At 51.8% G+C, this 16,008-nt stretch carries 15 protein-coding genes; 11 read left to right on the forward strand and 4 right to left on the reverse strand.

The features are described 5' to 3' along the window. Positions 1 to 288: 288 nt before the first annotated feature. Positions 289 to 1,479 carry a maltose/maltodextrin ABC transporter substrate-binding protein MalE gene (gene malE / locus A1WG_RS10740; RefSeq protein WP_000695404.1) on the reverse strand — a complete coding sequence of 397 codons (1,191 nt, stop codon included), beginning with the start codon at positions 1,477 to 1,479 and terminating at the stop codon, positions 289 to 291. Positions 1,480 to 1,843: 364 nt separating this feature from the next. Between malE and malK the strand changes: the two genes are divergently transcribed. From malK to ubiA, 5 genes are all read left to right on the forward strand, one after another. Continuing rightward, positions 1,844 to 2,959 (forward strand): maltose/maltodextrin ABC transporter ATP-binding protein MalK, encoded by a 1,116-nt coding sequence (malK, locus tag A1WG_RS10735; protein ID WP_000179158.1) that lies wholly within the window; start codon positions 1,844 to 1,846, stop codon positions 2,957 to 2,959. Between the two features lie 71 nt (positions 2,960 to 3,030). Then, positions 3,031 to 4,371, forward strand: a complete 1,341-nt coding sequence (lamB, locus tag A1WG_RS10730) for a maltoporin LamB (protein ID WP_001517566.1) — start codon at positions 3,031 to 3,033, stop codon at positions 4,369 to 4,371. Between the two features lie 242 nt (positions 4,372 to 4,613). Beyond that, positions 4,614 to 5,534: a maltose operon protein MalM gene (malM, locus tag A1WG_RS10725; RefSeq protein WP_001517567.1), complete on the forward strand. Its 921-nt coding sequence runs from the start codon at positions 4,614 to 4,616 to the stop codon at positions 5,532 to 5,534. A gap of 178 nt (positions 5,535 to 5,712) precedes the next feature. Continuing rightward, positions 5,713 to 6,210 (forward strand): chorismate lyase, encoded by a 498-nt coding sequence (ubiC, locus tag A1WG_RS10720; RefSeq protein WP_000019214.1) that lies wholly within the window; start codon positions 5,713 to 5,715, stop codon positions 6,208 to 6,210. A gap of 12 nt (positions 6,211 to 6,222) precedes the next feature. Beyond that, entirely contained in the window at positions 6,223 to 7,095 is an 873-nt protein-coding gene (gene ubiA / locus A1WG_RS10715) for a 4-hydroxybenzoate octaprenyltransferase (protein ID WP_000455236.1), read from the forward strand. 212 nt (positions 7,096 to 7,307) lie between these two features. Here the strand turns inward: ubiA and plsB are convergent, their stop codons facing one another. Next, entirely contained in the window at positions 7,308 to 9,731 is a 2,424-nt protein-coding gene (gene plsB, locus A1WG_RS10710; protein ID WP_001517568.1) for a glycerol-3-phosphate 1-O-acyltransferase PlsB, read from the reverse strand. 170 nt (positions 9,732 to 9,901) lie between these two features. Here plsB and dgkA point away from each other — a divergent pair, with 170 nt between their 5' ends. The 4 genes from dgkA to A1WG_RS10690 all read left to right on the forward strand — a co-directional run bounded on the left by dgkA (position 9,902) and on the right by A1WG_RS10690 (position 12,711). Continuing rightward, positions 9,902 to 10,270 carry a diacylglycerol kinase gene (gene dgkA / locus A1WG_RS10705; RefSeq protein WP_000002905.1) on the forward strand — a complete coding sequence of 123 codons (369 nt, stop codon included), beginning with the start codon at positions 9,902 to 9,904 and terminating at the stop codon, positions 10,268 to 10,270. Between the two features lie 109 nt (positions 10,271 to 10,379). After that, positions 10,380 to 10,988, forward strand: a complete 609-nt coding sequence (gene lexA, locus A1WG_RS10700; RefSeq protein WP_000646076.1) for a transcriptional repressor LexA — start codon at positions 10,380 to 10,382, stop codon at positions 10,986 to 10,988. 72 nt (positions 10,989 to 11,060) lie between these two features. Beyond that, positions 11,061 to 12,386 carry an MATE family efflux transporter DinF gene (gene dinF / locus A1WG_RS10695; RefSeq protein ID WP_001517569.1) on the forward strand — a complete coding sequence of 442 codons (1,326 nt, stop codon included), beginning with the start codon at positions 11,061 to 11,063 and terminating at the stop codon, positions 12,384 to 12,386. Positions 12,387 to 12,501: 115 nt separating this feature from the next. Then, a complete protein-coding gene (locus A1WG_RS10690) occupies positions 12,502 to 12,711 on the forward strand; it encodes a CsbD family protein (RefSeq protein ID WP_001030602.1) in 210 nt (69 codons plus the stop codon). A 41-nt stretch (positions 12,712 to 12,752) separates the two neighbouring features. Here A1WG_RS10690 and zur read toward each other — a convergent pair whose 3' ends face one another. After that, positions 12,753 to 13,268, reverse strand: a complete 516-nt coding sequence (gene zur / locus A1WG_RS10685; protein ID WP_000416265.1) for a zinc uptake transcriptional repressor Zur — start codon at positions 13,266 to 13,268, stop codon at positions 12,753 to 12,755. 153 nt (positions 13,269 to 13,421) lie between these two features. Here zur and dusA point away from each other — a divergent pair, with 153 nt between their 5' ends. Both dusA and pspG read left to right on the forward strand, forming a co-directional pair. Then, positions 13,422 to 14,417 carry a tRNA dihydrouridine(20/20a) synthase DusA gene (gene dusA / locus A1WG_RS10680; protein WP_001272039.1) on the forward strand — a complete coding sequence of 332 codons (996 nt, stop codon included), beginning with the start codon at positions 13,422 to 13,424 and terminating at the stop codon, positions 14,415 to 14,417. 135 nt (positions 14,418 to 14,552) lie between these two features. Next, the gene (gene pspG, locus A1WG_RS10675) at positions 14,553 to 14,795 is read left to right on the forward strand and encodes an envelope stress response protein PspG (RefSeq protein ID WP_000891405.1); all 243 of its coding nucleotides are present in this window, start codon (positions 14,553 to 14,555) and stop codon (positions 14,793 to 14,795) included. 163 nt (positions 14,796 to 14,958) lie between these two features. On the opposite strand, the gene A1WG_RS10670 is transcribed toward pspG, so the two are convergent. Continuing rightward, the gene (locus A1WG_RS10670; protein WP_000235536.1) at positions 14,959 to 15,942 is read right to left on the reverse strand and encodes a quinone oxidoreductase; all 984 of its coding nucleotides are present in this window, start codon (positions 15,940 to 15,942) and stop codon (positions 14,959 to 14,961) included. Positions 15,943 to 16,008: the final 66 nt, after the last annotated feature.

Genomic DNA, 16,008 nt, shown 5'->3' on the forward strand with positions numbered 1-16,008 from the left:
GCAATCAATGCCTGATGCGACGCTGAGGCGTCTTATCAGGCCTACATAGGTTTCGTTTTTTCGGTCGGATAAGGCGTTTACGCCGCATCCGGCAACAACTGCCTGATGCGACGCTGACGCGTCTTATCAGGCCTACATACGCTTCGGCTTCGTAGGTCGGATAAGGCGTTTACGCCGCATCCGACAACAACCGCCTGATGCGACGCTGGTGCGTCTTATCAGGCCTACATACGCTTCGGTTTCGTAGGCCGGATAAGGCGTTTACGCCGCATCCGGCATTTAACGGCATTACTTGGTGATACGACCCTGTGCATCTTTCAGCGCGGCATCAACAGTTTGGCGACCGCTGGCAGCGTTGATCACTGCGGTACGCACGGCATACCAGAAGGCGGACATCTGCGGGATGTTCGGCATGATTTCGCCGTTTTTGGCGTTATCCATGGTGGCGGCAATGCGTTGATCTTTCGCCAACTGATCCTGGTAAGACTTCAGCGCCACGGCACCCAGCGGTTTATCTTTATTTACCGCTTCCAGACCTTCGTCGGTCAGCAGGTAGTTTTCGAGGAACTCTTTCGCCAGTTCTTTGTTCGGGCTGGCAGCGTTAATGCCTGCACTCAGAACACCAACGAATGGTTTGGAAGGTTGTCCCTTGAAGGTCGGCAGCAGCGTCACGCCGTAGTTCACTTTGCTGGTATCGATGTTGGACCATGCCCACGGACCGTTGATGGTCATCGCAGTTTCACCTTTGTTAAAGGCTGCCTCTGCGATGGAGTAATCAGTATCCGCATTCATGTGTTTGTTTTTAACCAGATCAACCAGGAAGGTCAGACCCGCTTTCGCGCCAGCGTTATCCACACCAACGTCTTTCACGTTGTATTTATCGTTTTCATACTTGAACGCATAACCACCGTCGGCGGCAATCAGTGGCCAGGTGAAGTACGGTTCTTGCAGGTTGAACATCAGCGCGCTCTTACCTTTCGCTTTCAGTTCTTTATCCAGAGCCGGGATTTCTTCCCAGGTTTTCGGTGGGTTCGGCAGCAGGTCTTTGTTATAAATCAGCGATAACGCTTCAACTGCGATCGGATAAGCAATCAGTTTGCCGTTATAACGAACAGCATCCCAGGTGAAAGGATACAGTTTGTCCTGTAACGCTTTGTCTGGGGAGATTTCAGCCAACAGACCAGATTGGGCATAGCCGCCAAAGCGGTCGTGCGCCCAGAAAATAATGTCCGGACCATCGCCAGTTGCCGCAACCTGGGGGAATTTCTCTTCCAACTTATCTGGATGCTCAACGGTAACTTTAATTCCGGTATCTTTCTCGAATTTCTTACCCACTTCTGCGAGGCCGTTGTAGCCTTTATCGCCGTTGATCCAGATTACCAGTTTACCTTCTTCGATTTTGGCGAGAGCCGAGGCGGAAAACATCATCGTCGTTAAAACAGATAATGCGAGGATGCGTGCACCTGTTTTTATTTTCATAATCTCTGGTCCTTGTTGGTGAAGTGCTTGTGAAAACGCCTGAACGGACTCTAGTTTCTTTATACGGCAACCTCTTTCCATCCTCCTTGCCCCTACGCCCCACCCTCGTTTTGTGTGATCTGTGTCGCAGAAATAGCAGTATTGCGGGGAGGCGCACACAAAATTGCCATGTTTTTTGCAAGCAATATCACGAATTTCCTTACTTCTCCTCGGATTAGTATGCAGACACCATCTTCTCATCCTCCCGCCTCCTCCCCCATAAAAAAGCCAGGGGGTGGAGGATTTAAGCCATCTTCCGATGACGCATAGTCACTGCATCATGAATGTTGCTGTCGATGACAGGTTGTAACGAAGGGAGAAGGGCATGGCGAGCGTACAGCTACAAAATGTAACGAAGGCCTGGGGGGATGTGGTGGTATCGAAAGATATCAATCTCGACATCCACGAAGGTGAGTTCGTGGTGTTTGTCGGACCATCTGGCTGCGGTAAATCCACTTTACTGCGCATGATTGCCGGTCTTGAGACGATCACCAGCGGCGACCTGTTCATCGATGAAAAACGAATGAACGACACCCCGCCAGCAGAACGCGGCGTCGGCATGGTGTTCCAGTCCTATGCGCTCTATCCCCATCTGTCTGTGGCAGAAAATATGTCGTTTGGCCTGAAATTAGCAGGCGCAAAGAAAGAGGTCATCAACCAGCGTGTTAACCAGGTAGCGGAAGTGCTGCAACTGGCGCACTTGCTGGATCGCAAACCGAAGGCGCTCTCCGGTGGCCAGCGTCAACGTGTGGCGATTGGTCGTACGTTGGTGGCCGAGCCAAGCGTGTTTTTACTCGATGAACCACTTTCCAACCTCGATGCAGCGCTGCGCGTACAGATGCGTATCGAAATTTCCCGTCTGCATAAACGGTTGGGTCGCACAATGATTTACGTCACTCACGATCAGGTCGAAGCGATGACGCTGGCCGACAAAATCGTGGTGCTGGATGCCGGTCGCGTGGCGCAAGTCGGGAAGCCTCTTGAACTGTATCACTATCCGGCAGACCGCTTTGTCGCCGGTTTTATTGGTTCACCGAAGATGAACTTCCTGCCGGTGAAAGTAACTGCTACCGCAATCGATCAGGTCCAGGTTGAGCTGCCGATGCCAAACCTCCAGCAAGTCTGGCTTCCGGTTGAAAGCCGCGATGTTCAGGTCGGTGCCAACATGTCGCTGGGCATTCGCCCGGAACATTTACTGCCAAGCGATATCGCTGACGTCATCCTTGAGGGTGAGGTTCAGGTGGTCGAACAGCTTGGCAACGAAACGCAAATTCATATCCAGATCCCTTCTATTCGTCAAAACCTGGTGTACCGCCAGTCTGACGTGGTGTTGGTAGAAGAAGGTGCCACATTCGCTATCGGCCTGCCGCCAGAGCGTTGCCATCTGTTCCGTGAGGATGGCACTGCATGTCGTCGACTGCATCAGGAACCGGGCGTTTAAGCATCCTACAAAAGACACAGAGCCTGTGACAGGTGATGTGAAAAAAGAAAAGCAATGACTCAGGAGATAGAATGATGATTACTCTGCGCAAACTTCCTCTGGCGGTTGCCGTCGCAGCGGGCGTAATGTCTGCTCAGGCAATGGCTGTGGATTTCCACGGTTACGCTCGTTCCGGTATCGGCTGGACAGGGAGCGGCGGTGAACAACAGTGTTTCCAGACCACTGGCGCTCAAAGTAAATACCGTCTTGGCAACGAATGTGAAACTTATGCTGAATTAAAATTGGGTCAGGAAGTGTGGAAAGAGGGCGATAAGAGCTTCTATTTCGACACTAACGTGGCCTATTCCGTAGCACAACAGAATGACTGGGAGGCCACCGATCCGGCTTTCCGTGAAGCGAATGTGCAGGGGAAAAACCTGATTGAATGGCTGCCAGGTGCCACCATTTGGGCTGGTAAGCGTTTCTATCAGCGTCATGACGTTCATATGATCGACTTCTACTACTGGGATATTTCTGGTCCTGGTGCCGGTCTGGAAAACATCGACGTTGGTTTCGGTAAACTTTCCCTGGCAGCAACGCGTTCTTCTGAAGCGGGCGGTTCTTCCTCTTTCGCCAGCAACAATATTTATGACTATACCAACGAAACTGCGAACGACGTCTTTGACGTGCGTTTAGCGCAGATGGAAATTAACCCGGGCGGAACCTTAGAGCTGGGTGTCGACTACGGTCGTGCCAACCTGCGTGATAACTATCGTCTGGTTGATGGCGCATCGAAAGATGGCTGGATGTTCACTGCCGAGCATACCCAGAGCATCCTGAAAGGCTTTAACAAGTTTGTTGTTCAGTACGCAACAGACTCTATGACCTCACAGGGTAAAGGGCTGTCGCAAGGGTCTGGCGTCGCATTTGATAACGAACACTTTGCTTACAACATCAACAACAACGGTCACTTGCTGCGTATCCTGGATCACGGTGCGATTTCTATGGGTGACAATTGGGACATGATGTACGTGGGTATGTATCAGGACATCAACTGGGATAACGACAACGGCACCAAATGGTGGACCGTCGGTATTCGTCCGATGTACAAGTGGACGCCTATCATGAGTACCTTGATGGAGATCGGCTACGACAACGTCGAATCCCAGCGCACTGGCGACAAGAACAACCAGTACAAAATCACCCTCGCACAACAATGGCAGGCTGGCGACAGCATCTGGTCACGCCCGGCTATTCGTGTCTTCGCAACCTACGCCAAGTGGGATGAGAAATGGGGTTATGACTACAACGGTAGTTCCTCTTCTAACCCGAACTACGGCAAAGCTGTTCCGGCGAACTTCGAAGGCGGTAGCTTCGGTCGTGGCGATAGCGATGAGTGGACCTTCGGTGCCCAGATGGAAATCTGGTGGTAATAGCAAAACCTGGGCCGGATAAGGCGTTTACGCCGCATCCGGCAACCAACGCCTGATGCGACGCTGTCGCGTCTTATCAGGCCTACAACCGCAGCCGAATGTAGGCCGGATAAGGTGCTTGCACCGCATCCGGCATAAAAACAGGTTGTCATTATCTATAAAGGGCGTAAGCCCCTCTGTTTATCGGGTTTAGCGCGCTATTGCCTGGCCACCGCTGAACTCCAGATTTTGAGGTGAAAACAATGAAAATGAATAAAAGTCTCATCGCCCTCTGTTTATCAGCAGGGGTGCTGGCGAGTGCGCCTGGAATCAGCCTGGCCAACGTCAACTACGTACCGCAAAACACCAGCGACGCGCCAGCCATTCCATCTGCCGCGCTGCAACAATTAACCTGGACACCGGTCGACCAATCTAAGACTCAGACGACCCAACTGGCGACCGGCGGCCAACAACTGAACATCCCTGGTATCAGTGGCCCGGTTGCCGCATACAGCGTTCCGGCCAATATTGGCGAGCTTACTCTGACGCTGACCAGTGAAGTGAACAAACAAACCAGCGTATTTGCGCCGAATGTGCTGATTCTTGATCAAAACATGACGCCATCGGCCTTCTTCCCCAGCAGTTATTTCACCTATCAGGAACCCGGCGTCATGAGTGCCGATCGCCTGGAAGGGGTTATGCGCCTGACGCCAGCACTGGGGCAGCAAAAACTTTATGTTCTGGTCTTTACCACTGAAAAAGATCTCCAGCAGACGACCCAACTGCTCGACCCGGCAAAAGCCTATGCCAAAGGCGTTGGTAACTCGGTGCCGGATATTCCAGATCCGGTTGCCCGTCATACCACTGATGGCTTGCTGAAGCTGAAAGTGAAGACCAACTCCAGCTCCAGCGTGTTGGTAGGGCCGCTGTTTGGTTCTTCCGCTCCTGCTCCGGTTACGGTAGGCAACACGGCAGCGCCAGCCGTAGCTGCGCCTGCTCCAGTGTCAGCGAAGAAAAGCGAACCTATGCTCAACGACACGGAAAGTTATTTTAATACCGCGATCAAAAACGCTGTCGCGAAAGGTGATGTTGATAAGGCGTTAAAACTGCTTGATGAAGCTGAACGTCTGGGATCGACATCTGCCCGTTCCACCTTTATCAGCAGTGTAAAAGGCAAGGGGTAATTACGCCCCACAGTGCTGATTTTGCAACAACTGGTGCGTCTTCTGATGCACCTTTTTTTCTCTCCCTTGGTGATTGTTGCGTTATTGTTGCGTATTAGATCACTTAATATGCTTTACATCTCCCGTTAACGCTTTTCTGCGATACAATGCCTTTACGTTATGTAACGGAGAGTTCGGCATGTCACACCCCGCGTTAACGCAACTGCGTGCGCTGCGCTATTTTGCAGAGATCCCTGCGCTGGAACCGCAACTGCTCGACTGGTTGTTGCTGGAAGATTCCATGACCAAACGTTTTGAACAGCAGGGAAAAACGGTGAGTGTGACGATGATCCGCGAAGGGTTTGTCGAGCAGAATGAAATCCCCGAAGAATTGCCGCTGCTGCCGAAAGAGTCTCGTTACTGGTTACGTGAAATTTTGTTATGTGCTGATGGTGAACCCTGGCTTGCCGGGCGTACCGTCGTTCCTGTGTCAACGTTAAGTGGCCCTGAGCTGGCGTTACAAAAATTGGGTAAAACGCCGTTAGGGCGCTATCTGTTCACATCATCGACATTAACCCGTGACTTTATTGAGATAGGCCGTGATGCCGGACTGTGGGGACGACGTTCCCGCCTGCGATTAAGCGGTAAGCCGCTGCTGCTGACCGAACTGTTTTTACCGGCATCACCGTTGTACTAAGAGGAAAAAAATATGGAGTGGAGTCTGACGCAAAATAAGCTGCTGGCGTTTCACCGCTTAATGCGTACGGATAAGCCAATTGGCGCGTTACTGCTGCTCTGGCCAACTTTGTGGGCGCTATGGGTGGCGACACCAGGTGTTCCCCAGCTCTGGATCCTGGCGGTGTTTGTTGCTGGCGTCTGGCTAATGCGCGCCGCCGGTTGTGTAGTGAATGACTATGCTGACCGTAAGTTTGACGGTCATGTTAAGCGCACGGCAAACCGACCGCTTCCCAGTGGCGCGGTGACTGAGAAAGAGGCGCGCACACTGTTTGTGGTGCTGGTGCTAATTTCGTTCTTACTGGTGCTGACGCTGAATACGATGACCATTCTGTTGTCGATTGCTGCGCTGGTGCTGGCATGGGTTTACCCATTTATGAAACGTTATACCCATCTACCGCAAGTGGTGCTGGGCGCGGCGTTTGGCTGGTCGATTCCAATGGCTTTTGCCGCAGTGAGTGAGTCAGTACCGTTAAGCTGCTGGCTGATGTTCCTCGCCAATATTCTCTGGGCGGTGGCTTACGATACTCAGTACGCGATGGTTGACCGTGACGACGACGTAAAGATTGGCATTAAGTCCACGGCAATCTTGTTTGGTCAATACGATAAGTTGATTATCGGCATTTTGCAGGTCGGCGTACTGGTACTGATGGCGATTATTGGCGAGTTAAATGGCTTAGGCTGGGGATATTACTGGTCAATTCTGGTAGCGGGCGCGCTGTTTGTTTATCAACAAAAACTGATTGCCAATCGCGAGCGTGAAGCCTGCTTTAAAGCGTTTATGAATAATAACTATGTTGGCCTGGTACTATTTTTAGGGCTGGCAATGAGTTACTGGCATTTCTGATGATGTAAAAAAAGTCGGATGATTATGGACTGCACCTTAATCAGTTGGGTGTCCAACTTTTGGGGTGCAGTCCATTATCCGGCTTTTTTCTGTGAAAAGCTGCCTGATGCGCTGCGCTTATCAGCTCTACATAACACATCGCAATTTATTGAATTTGCAGGTCATGGTAGGCCAGATAAGGCGGTTTCGCCGCATCCGGCAACGCTCACCAATTACCCTTCGCCCTGCGTCGCACTCTCAATCGTCAAACGCACATCGGATGTAATCAACTCCGCCAGCAACTGGTACACCTTCATCGTCTCTGCCGGTTCGGCGTCGCCGCTGTCGCTGATATACCCTTCATCACGCAGCGTCAGCACCAGAGAACTGAACACCGCTTTGTCGAAGAACTCCGGTGCGTTGATGCCGTGTAGCACAGAGAGACGTTGTGCCACGGTGCGGCTCTCTTTTTCCAGCGTACCGCGGTTGATTGACGGGTTGGCGCTCAGCAGCCAGAAAGTGATGGCATAACGTTGCAGCGTTTCGCGCGCACCTGCGGCAAGCAACTGAAGCGTGCGGGAATGCGCCGGGTTGATATGCAATTCATCATCTTGCAGCGTAATCAGCCCCTGACGTTGCATCTCATTCGCCAGCGCATCAATCACACCCGGTAATTCGTCGCGATCCCAGCGCAAGAACAGCTCTGCTTTCAGCATTGGATACAGCACGTTAACGTGCTCCATCAATACGTCGCGGGAGATGTGGCGATGCTGCGTTACAATTGCCGCCATCAGTGAAGGCAGAACCAACATATGCGCAATATTGTTGCGATAGTAGGTCATCAGCACCGCTTGCTCACGCGGCAGAATGATGATGTCACCGATGGTGTCTTTCTCGACTTCAAACTTGTTCATCTGCAGCGCGTGATCGATAAGCTCACTGGCGCTGGCTGAAGGCACCGTTGAATCCGCGGAGTAAGGCACGTTGCGCATCAAATCGAGATAACAGTTGAGTTGCTCGGTTAACTGCTCGCGGGTGAGTGAGCGCTGACGTGACGCCAGAAGCGCAGTACAGCACAGGTTCATGGCGTTTGCCGCCCCTGCGTTGTTAATGCGTACCATCAGATCGGCGGCAATGTTATTCACCGTCGGCGTTAACCAGGCTGGACGCACCGCTTCGATGGGGTCGATTGATTCGCGCCAGTCCGGCACATGCTGGTTGAGATAGGTCATCAACGGCATTGGTTCACCGAAGTTGACATAGCCCTGTCCAAGATTACGCAGTTTGCTTAAGCCGCGCAGCATCTGTGGCAGGCTCTCTTTCTCTTTCGTCGCGCCGCGCAGTTCTTTGGCGTAAGTCCCCACTTCCATGACGTGCTCATAACCGATGTAGATCGGAATCAGCGTAATCGGGCGTGTACCGCCACGCAGCATCGCCTGAATGGTCATCGACAGGGTGCCGGTTTTTGGATCAAGCAGACGCCCCGTTCGCGAACGCCCACCCTCCACAAAGTACTCAACGGAATAACCACGGCTGAACAGTTCACCGAGATATTCGCGGAAAACTGTGGAGTAGAGTTTATTGCCTTTAAACGTACGGCGAATAAAGAACGCACCCAGACGGCGGAAAATCGGCCCGGCAGGCCAGAAGTTCAGGTTGATCCCAGCGGCGATATGCGGCGGCACCAGCCCCTGGTGATAAAGCACGTAAGAGAGCAGCAGGTAGTCCATGTGACTGCGATGGCAAGGCACATATACCAGCTCATGACCGTCGTGGGCCAACTGGCGAACGCGCTCGGCGTTATGGACGTTGATGCCCTGATAAAGCCGGTTCCAGGTGAAGCCCAGAATACGGTCAGTCAGGCGGATCATCTCGTAAGAGAAGTTCGCCGCAATCTCTTCCATCAGCGCAATAGCGTTTTGCTGCGCTTTTTCATGGGAGATTTTTTTGCTGCGGGCTTCATCTTCTACCGCTTTGGCAATGGCGCGGGAGGCAAGTAGCTTATTGAACAAGTCCTGACGGGCAGGCAGGCGTGGACCCACGGCAGCAAGGCGCTGGCGGGCAAAGTGCATACGTGCCACGCGCGCCAGTTTCTGGGCGATAATTTTATCCGTGCCGTGTTCATCAGCCATGCGACGCAGCGAAACTGACGGCGAGAAACGCACAAAACTGTCGCGACCAAGCCACAGTACGGCGAAAAATTTCTGCACGCCGTTGAGTATACGCAACGGTGGGTTTACTTCGCCTTTTTCGCGCCCCGGTGCACGACCAAACATCACCGATACCGGCACCATCTGCACATCCAGATTCGGGTTGCTGCGGTGCAGGTCGAGATAATCGTGGAACAGCTTAATGGATTCTTCTTTTGGCGTGTAATAGGTGAAAACACGCGGCCCGCCGTGAATAAACACATAGCGTGGCAGCAGCGTGCCGTCGATCTCCAGCGGCTCTAATGGGTCGGGCAGATCATGTGCCAGACACTGGGCGCGCAACGTCAGCAAATCCGCTTTTGAGTTGTACGGTAAAACGTACATAATTGGACGAGAGGTATCGAGTCCCAGTTCCGGGGCAGGATCTGCCGGAATAGACTTGCTTTTTACCAGGATGCTTAATGGTAAATTCAGTAATTTGTAGTAAATTCGTGGCCAGCCGGACATAAACGATGTAAAGCCTCTGGTTAATAATGCAAATGCGCGGCAAGGATAGCAGAAAGTCATGGGAAATTCTGTGGTATCCGCTCATGTTTCGCGCGGCGTTATGCAAACCCGAGTCATCGGATTTAACGGTACACTGATATTGACGCTCATAATGTAAAAAGGTTCTTTCAATGGCCAATAATACCACTGGATTCACTCGAATTATCAAAGCTGCTGGCTATTCCTGGAAAGGGTTACGCGCAGCATGGATCAACGAAGCGGCATTCCGTCAGGAAGGCGTTGCGGTATTGTTGGCGGTGATCATCGCCTGCTGGCTGGATGTGGACGCGATAACCCGCGTACTGCTTATTAGCTCCGTCATGTTGGTCATGATCGTAGAAATTCTCAATAGCGCCATCGAGGCCGTAGTTGACCGTATTGGCTCCGAATACCATGAGCTTTCCGGGCGAGCGAAAGATATGGGGTCCGCGGCGGTGTTGATCGCGATTATCGTCGCAGTGATTACCTGGTGCATCCTGTTATGGTCGCATTTTGGATAACCCTTCCAGAATTCGATAAATCTCTGGTTTATTGTGCAGTTTATGGTTCCAAAATCACCTTTTGCTGTATATACTCACAGCATAACTGTATATACACCCAGGGGGCGGAATGAAAGCGTTAACGGCCAGGCAGCAAGAGGTGTTTGATCTCATTCGTGATCACATCAGCCAGACAGGTATGCCGCCGACGCGTGCGGAAATCGCGCAGCGTTTGGGGTTCCGTTCCCCAAATGCGGCTGAAGAACATCTGAAGGCGCTGGCACGCAAAGGCGTTATTGAAATTGTTTCCGGCGCATCGCGCGGGATCCGTCTGTTGCATGAAGAGGAAGAAGGGCTGCCGCTGGTAGGCCGTGTGGCTGCTGGTGAACCGCTTCTGGCGCAACAGCATATTGAAGGTCATTATCAGGTCGATCCTTCCCTGTTCAAACCGAATGCCGATTTCCTGCTGCGCGTCAGCGGGATGTCGATGAAAGATATCGGCATTATGGATGGCGATCTGCTGGCAGTGCATAAAACCCAGGATGTACGTAATGGTCAGGTCGTTGTCGCGCGTATTGATGACGAAGTTACCGTTAAACGTCTGAAAAAGCAGGGTAATAAAGTCGAACTGCTGCCAGAAAACAGTGAGTTTAAACCGATTGTCGTTGACCTTCGTCAGCAGAGCTTCACTATTGAAGGGCTGGCAGTTGGGGTTATTCGCAACGGCGACTGGCTGTAATATATCTCTGATACCGCGATGCCGCCTGGCGTCGCGGTTTGTTTTTCATCTCTCTTCATCAGGCTTGTCGGCATGGCATTCCTCACTTCATCTGATAAAGCGCTCTGGCATCTCGCCTTACCCATGATCTTCTCCAATATTACCGTTCCCTTGCTGGGGTTGGTTGATACGGCGGTTATTGGTCATCTTGATAGTCCGGTTTATCTGGGCGGCGTGGCGGTTGGTGCAACGGCGACCAGCTTTCTCTTTATGCTGTTGCTGTTTTTGCGTATGAGTACTACCGGGCTTACTGCACAGGCTTTTGGTGCTCAAAATCCTCAGGCATTAGCGCGGGCGCTGGTGCAGCCGTTGCTGTTGGCGTTGGGGGCTGGGGCGTTGATTGCTCTACTGCGTACGCCGATTATCGATCTGGCGCTGCATATTGTTGGCGGTAGCGAAGCAGTGCTGGAACAGGCGCGGCGCTTTCTTGAAATCCGTTGGCTAAGCGCCCCGGCGTCGCTGGCGAATCTGGTGCTGCTTGGCTGGTTGCTCGGTGTGCAATATGCCCGTGCGCCAGTGATTTTGTTAGTGGTTGGCAATATCCTCAACATTGTGCTGGATATCTGGCTGGTGATGGGACTGCATATGAACGTGCAGGGCGCAGCGCTGGCGACGGTTGTTGCAGAATATGCGACGTTGCTGATTGGTCTGCTCATGGTACGTAAAATCCTCAAACTGCGCGGTATCTCCGGCGAAATGCTGAAAACAGCCTGGCGAGGAAATTTCCGTCGCTTACTGGCGCTTAACCGCGACATCATGCTTCGCTCATTGCTGTTGCAACTCTGCTTTGGCGCAATAACGGTTATTGGCGCGCGGCTGGGGAGCGATATTATCGCTGTTAACGCGGTTCTGATGACGTTACTCACCTTCACCGCCTATGCGTTGGATGGCTTTGCCTACGCCGTTGAAGCGCATTCTGGTCAGGCGTATGGCGCGCGTGACGGTAGTCAATTGCTGGATATCTGGCGCGCAGCGTGCCGCCAGTCAGGTGTCGTGGCACTGTTGTTTTCTGTAGTTTATCTGCTGGCAGGGGAACACATTATCGCGTTGCTGACCTCGTTAACCCAAATTCAGAATCTGGCCGATCGTTACCTTATCTGGCAGGTCATTTTGCCGCTGGTGGGAGTCTGGTGTTATCTGCTGGATGGCATGTTTATTGGCGCAACGCGCGCCGCCGAAATGCGAAACAGCATGGCAGTGGCAGCGGCAGGTTTTGCACTTACGTTACTCACATTGCCGTGGTTGGGTAATCATGGGTTGTGGTTGGCATTAACCGTCTTTCTGGCTCTGCGCGGGCTTTCTCTGGCGGCTATCTGGCGGCGTCACTGGCGCAATGGAACCTGGTTTGCTGAAACGTGATGGTTAAAAATTCTGAATAAATAATCCTGAGCCAAATTCCTGACTACACTTAATCCCACGTTCAGAAGAAAAGCGAGCGTACTCTCATTCACCACCTAACGATGAGGACTTGAATATGAATAAAGACGAAGTCGGCGGTAACTGGAAACAGTTCAAAGGTAAAGTGAAAGAGCAATGGGGAAAACTGACCGATGATGATATGACGGTCATTGAAGGTAAACGTGACCAGTTAGTGGGTAAAATCCAGGAACGTTACGGTTACCAGAAAGATCAGGCAGAGAAAGAGGTTGATAGCTGGGAAAAACGCCATGATTACCGCTGGTAATTAATCCCTCCTGCCCGATGTGTACAAGGAAGTACGCCCTCTTAACGTGGTTTCTTTTTCACCTGTACAGAGTGGTCATGCTGGCACTGATCATGATGGCGACACGCTTCTACTTCCACGCATGCTGCACATAATCCGTGCGCTTCAATCACATTATGCCGCAGGGCAAAACCCATTTTTGCCGCCAGTGTATGCATGATGTCTTCTACACCTTCCGCACACTCTTCTTTCACTGCGCCGCAGCGATCGCAAATAAACATTGCGGAGGTATGAGTTGGTTGATCAAACAGGTGGCAGAGCACATAGCTGTTGGTGGATTCCACCTTATGTACAAAACCCTGCTCAAGCAGAAAATCTAGCGCGCGATAAACCGTTGGCGGCTTGGCTTGCGGCTCGGCTTCACGCAGCAAATCAAGCAGATCGTAGGCGCTGATTGCCCCTTCCTGCAGACTCATCAAACGCAACACTTCCAGGCGCTGCGGGGTCAGGCGCACATTTCGCTGCGCACAGAGTTTCTCAGCCTGCGCTAATAACTCCTGCGTTGTGGTCTTTTCCATTGGGCACCTCAAAGTGGGGTTAAGAATGTCCTTACTTTACCATAGTTCTCACTTAAACGCCGAGAACAGGGGACATAGCTGTCACATTGCCTGATCGCATATTCGTTATGCTATAGTAGCGCCCCAAATTCACCGGATGCTTAAAAAATCGCCATGTCAGCAGAATCACAAACCGCTTATCCCGCACACCGTTTCTCGATTGCTCCTATGCTCGACTGGACGGACAGACACTGCCGCTATTTCCTGCGTCTGCTTTCCCGCAATACGTTGCTCTATACCGAAATGGTGACCACCGGGGCGATTATTCACGGTAAAGGTGATTACCTGGCGTACAGTGAAGAAGAGCATCCGGTGGCGTTGCAGTTGGGTGGAAGCGATCCGGCGGCGCTGGCGCAATGTGCGAAGCTGGCACAAGCGCGCGGATACGATGAGATCAACCTGAATGTTGGCTGCCCATCTGACCGGGTGCAGAACGGGATGTTTGGCGCGTGCCTGATGGGCAATGCGCAATTGGTAGCCGACTGCGTGAAAGCGATGCGCGATGTGGTGTCGATTCCGGTGACGGTGAAAACGCGTATTGGCATTGATGATCAGGACAGTTATGAATTTCTCTGTGATTTCATCAACACTGTTTCCGGCAAAGGTGAATGCGAGATGTTTATCATCCACGCGCGTAAAGCCTGGCTTTCTGGTTTAAGTCCGAAAGAAAACCGTGAAATCCCGCCGCTCGATTACCCGCGCGTCTATCAACTGAAGCGTGATTTCCCGCATCTGACGATGTCGATTAACGGTGGTATTAAGTCACTGGAAGAGGCTAAAGCGCATTTGCAACATATGGATGGTGTGATGGTCGGGCGCGAGGCGTATCAAAACCCCGGCATTCTGGCGGCGGTGGATCGTGAGATTTTTGGTTCCTCGGATACCGATGCCGATCCGGTGGCGGTGGTACGAGCCATGTATCCGTACATTGAACGCGAGCTTAGCCAGGGTACGTATCTCGGTCATATCACCCGCCATATGTTGGGGTTGTTCCAGGGGATCCCTGGCGCGCGGCAGTGGCGGCGTTATTTAAGTGAAAATGCCCATAAAGCAGGTGCCGATATTAACGTGCTGGAACACGCGCTCAAACTGGTGGCGGACAAGCGTTAATTTTTCACCATAAAGTAGTCAAATTCACTACGCCCTGCGCACGGTCGCGGGGCGTTTTCTTTGATAAATCAATATATTAGTTTTTGGCATGATTCTTGTAATGGCAGCAAGAGATTTCATTTTTGGGAGAACATCATGCTGGAACTACTTTTCGTTATTGGCTTTTTTGTCATGTTGATGGTCACTGGTGTTTCGTTGCTGGGTATTATCGCCGCGCTGGTTGTGGCGACGGCCATTATGTTCCTCGGCGGTATGCTGGCATTGATGATCAAGTTGTTGCCGTGGCTGTTGTTGGCGATTGCAGTAGTGTGGGTAATCAAGACGATTAAAGCACCAAAAGTGCCGAAATATCAGCGCTATGACCGCTGGCGTTACTAAGGGATTGTGCGGATGATCACAACCTAAGGTTTTATCCTTAGAACAAAATAGGAATTGATAATCAAATCTGTCACTATTGCGCGTCAAACAAATTCATCGAGCTGTACCCTACATACAGCCGAACTATAAAAGAAAGGGCTTCCCAGGTGGAAGCCCAATTTCTTTATGGGATCAGTAGACTGGAACCCTGCGTTGCCCGGCTTTCCAGAATCTCATGCGCGCGCCGCGCATCCTTCAGCGGATATTTTTGTTGCTCCGCGACATCGACCTTAATCACGCCGCTGGCAATTAATGAAAACAGTTCATTACTGGCTTCGGTTAACTCATCCCGCGTGGTGATATAGCCTTGCAAGGAAGGGCGCGTCACATACAGCGAGCCTTTCTGATTGAGAATGCCTAAGTTCACACCGGTAACCGCGCCTGATGAGTTGCCAAAACTGACCATTAAACCGCGACGTTGCAGACAATCCAGCGACCGTTCCCAGGTATCTTTGCCTACGGAATCGTATACCACGCGCACTTTCTTGCCGTCGGTGATCTCTTTTAATCGCTCGACCAGATTTTCGTCGCGATAGTTAATCACCTGCCATGCCCCGGCTTTTATGGCACTTTGTGCTTTTTGCGCGGTGCTCACGGTGCCAATAAGTTTCGCCCCTAAGGCTTTCGCCCACTGACAGGCTATCAGGCCCACACCACCCGCCGCGGCATGAAACAGGAATTGCTCGTCAGGTTTGATTTCATAGGTTTTACGCAGCAGATAATAAACCGTTAAGCCTTTCAGGAACGAGGCGGCAGCTTGCTCAAAAGAGATCGCTGCTGGCAGAATCGCTGCTTTATCAGCATTGACATTATGCACAGAACTGTAAGCCCCTAATGCCGCCTGCGCATAGACCACGCGATCGCCTGCTTTAATATGTTTCACACTACTGCCGACTTTACTTACTATGCCAGCCGCTTCGGTGCCTAATCCACTGGGCAGTGATGGCGGCGGATAAAGGCCGCTGCGGATATACGTGTCGATAAAATTGATGCCAATCGCTTTATTTTCGACCTGGATTTCATTCTCTGCTGGATCGGCAGGAGTAAACTCCACGGCTTGCAGTACTTCCGGGCCACCATGCTTGTGAAATTCGATGCGCGTTGCCATTTAAACTCCTTTACTGAGCGACATATCTGTTTTAAGCCTAACAGTAGTCGCCAGGCCACGCGGGGA

Origin of the sequence: Escherichia sp. KTE96 (assembly GCF_000408525.1) — a bacterium.
Taxonomy (GTDB): Bacteria; Pseudomonadota; Gammaproteobacteria; order Enterobacterales; family Enterobacteriaceae; genus Escherichia; species Escherichia marmotae.

Coding starts and splice junctions, on each gene's coding strand:
- ubiA (WP_000455236.1), top strand. CDS start 6,223: ATGGAGTGGAGTCTGACGCAAAATAAGCTGCTGGCGTTTCACCGCTTA.
- lamB (WP_001517566.1), top strand. CDS start 3,031: ATGATGATTACTCTGCGCAAACTTCCTCTGGCGGTTGCCGTCGCAGCG.
- malM (WP_001517567.1), top strand. CDS start 4,614: ATGAAAATGAATAAAAGTCTCATCGCCCTCTGTTTATCAGCAGGGGTG.
- A1WG_RS10690 (WP_001030602.1), top strand. CDS start 12,502: ATGAATAAAGACGAAGTCGGCGGTAACTGGAAACAGTTCAAAGGTAAA.
- dinF (WP_001517569.1), top strand. CDS start 11,061: ATGGCATTCCTCACTTCATCTGATAAAGCGCTCTGGCATCTCGCCTTA.
- zur (WP_000416265.1), bottom strand. CDS start 13,268: ATGGAAAAGACCACAACGCAGGAGTTATTAGCGCAGGCTGAGAAACTC.
- dgkA (WP_000002905.1), top strand. CDS start 9,902: ATGGCCAATAATACCACTGGATTCACTCGAATTATCAAAGCTGCTGGC.
- ubiC (WP_000019214.1), top strand. CDS start 5,713: ATGTCACACCCCGCGTTAACGCAACTGCGTGCGCTGCGCTATTTTGCA.
- lexA (WP_000646076.1), top strand. CDS start 10,380: ATGAAAGCGTTAACGGCCAGGCAGCAAGAGGTGTTTGATCTCATTCGT.
- malE (WP_000695404.1), bottom strand. CDS start 1,479: ATGAAAATAAAAACAGGTGCACGCATCCTCGCATTATCTGTTTTAACG.
- dusA (WP_001272039.1), top strand. CDS start 13,422: ATGTCAGCAGAATCACAAACCGCTTATCCCGCACACCGTTTCTCGATT.
- A1WG_RS10670 (WP_000235536.1), bottom strand. CDS start 15,942: ATGGCAACGCGCATCGAATTTCACAAGCATGGTGGCCCGGAAGTACTG.
- pspG (WP_000891405.1), top strand. CDS start 14,553: ATGCTGGAACTACTTTTCGTTATTGGCTTTTTTGTCATGTTGATGGTC.
- malK (WP_000179158.1), top strand. CDS start 1,844: ATGGCGAGCGTACAGCTACAAAATGTAACGAAGGCCTGGGGGGATGTG.
- plsB (WP_001517568.1), bottom strand. CDS start 9,731: ATGTCCGGCTGGCCACGAATTTACTACAAATTACTGAATTTACCATTA.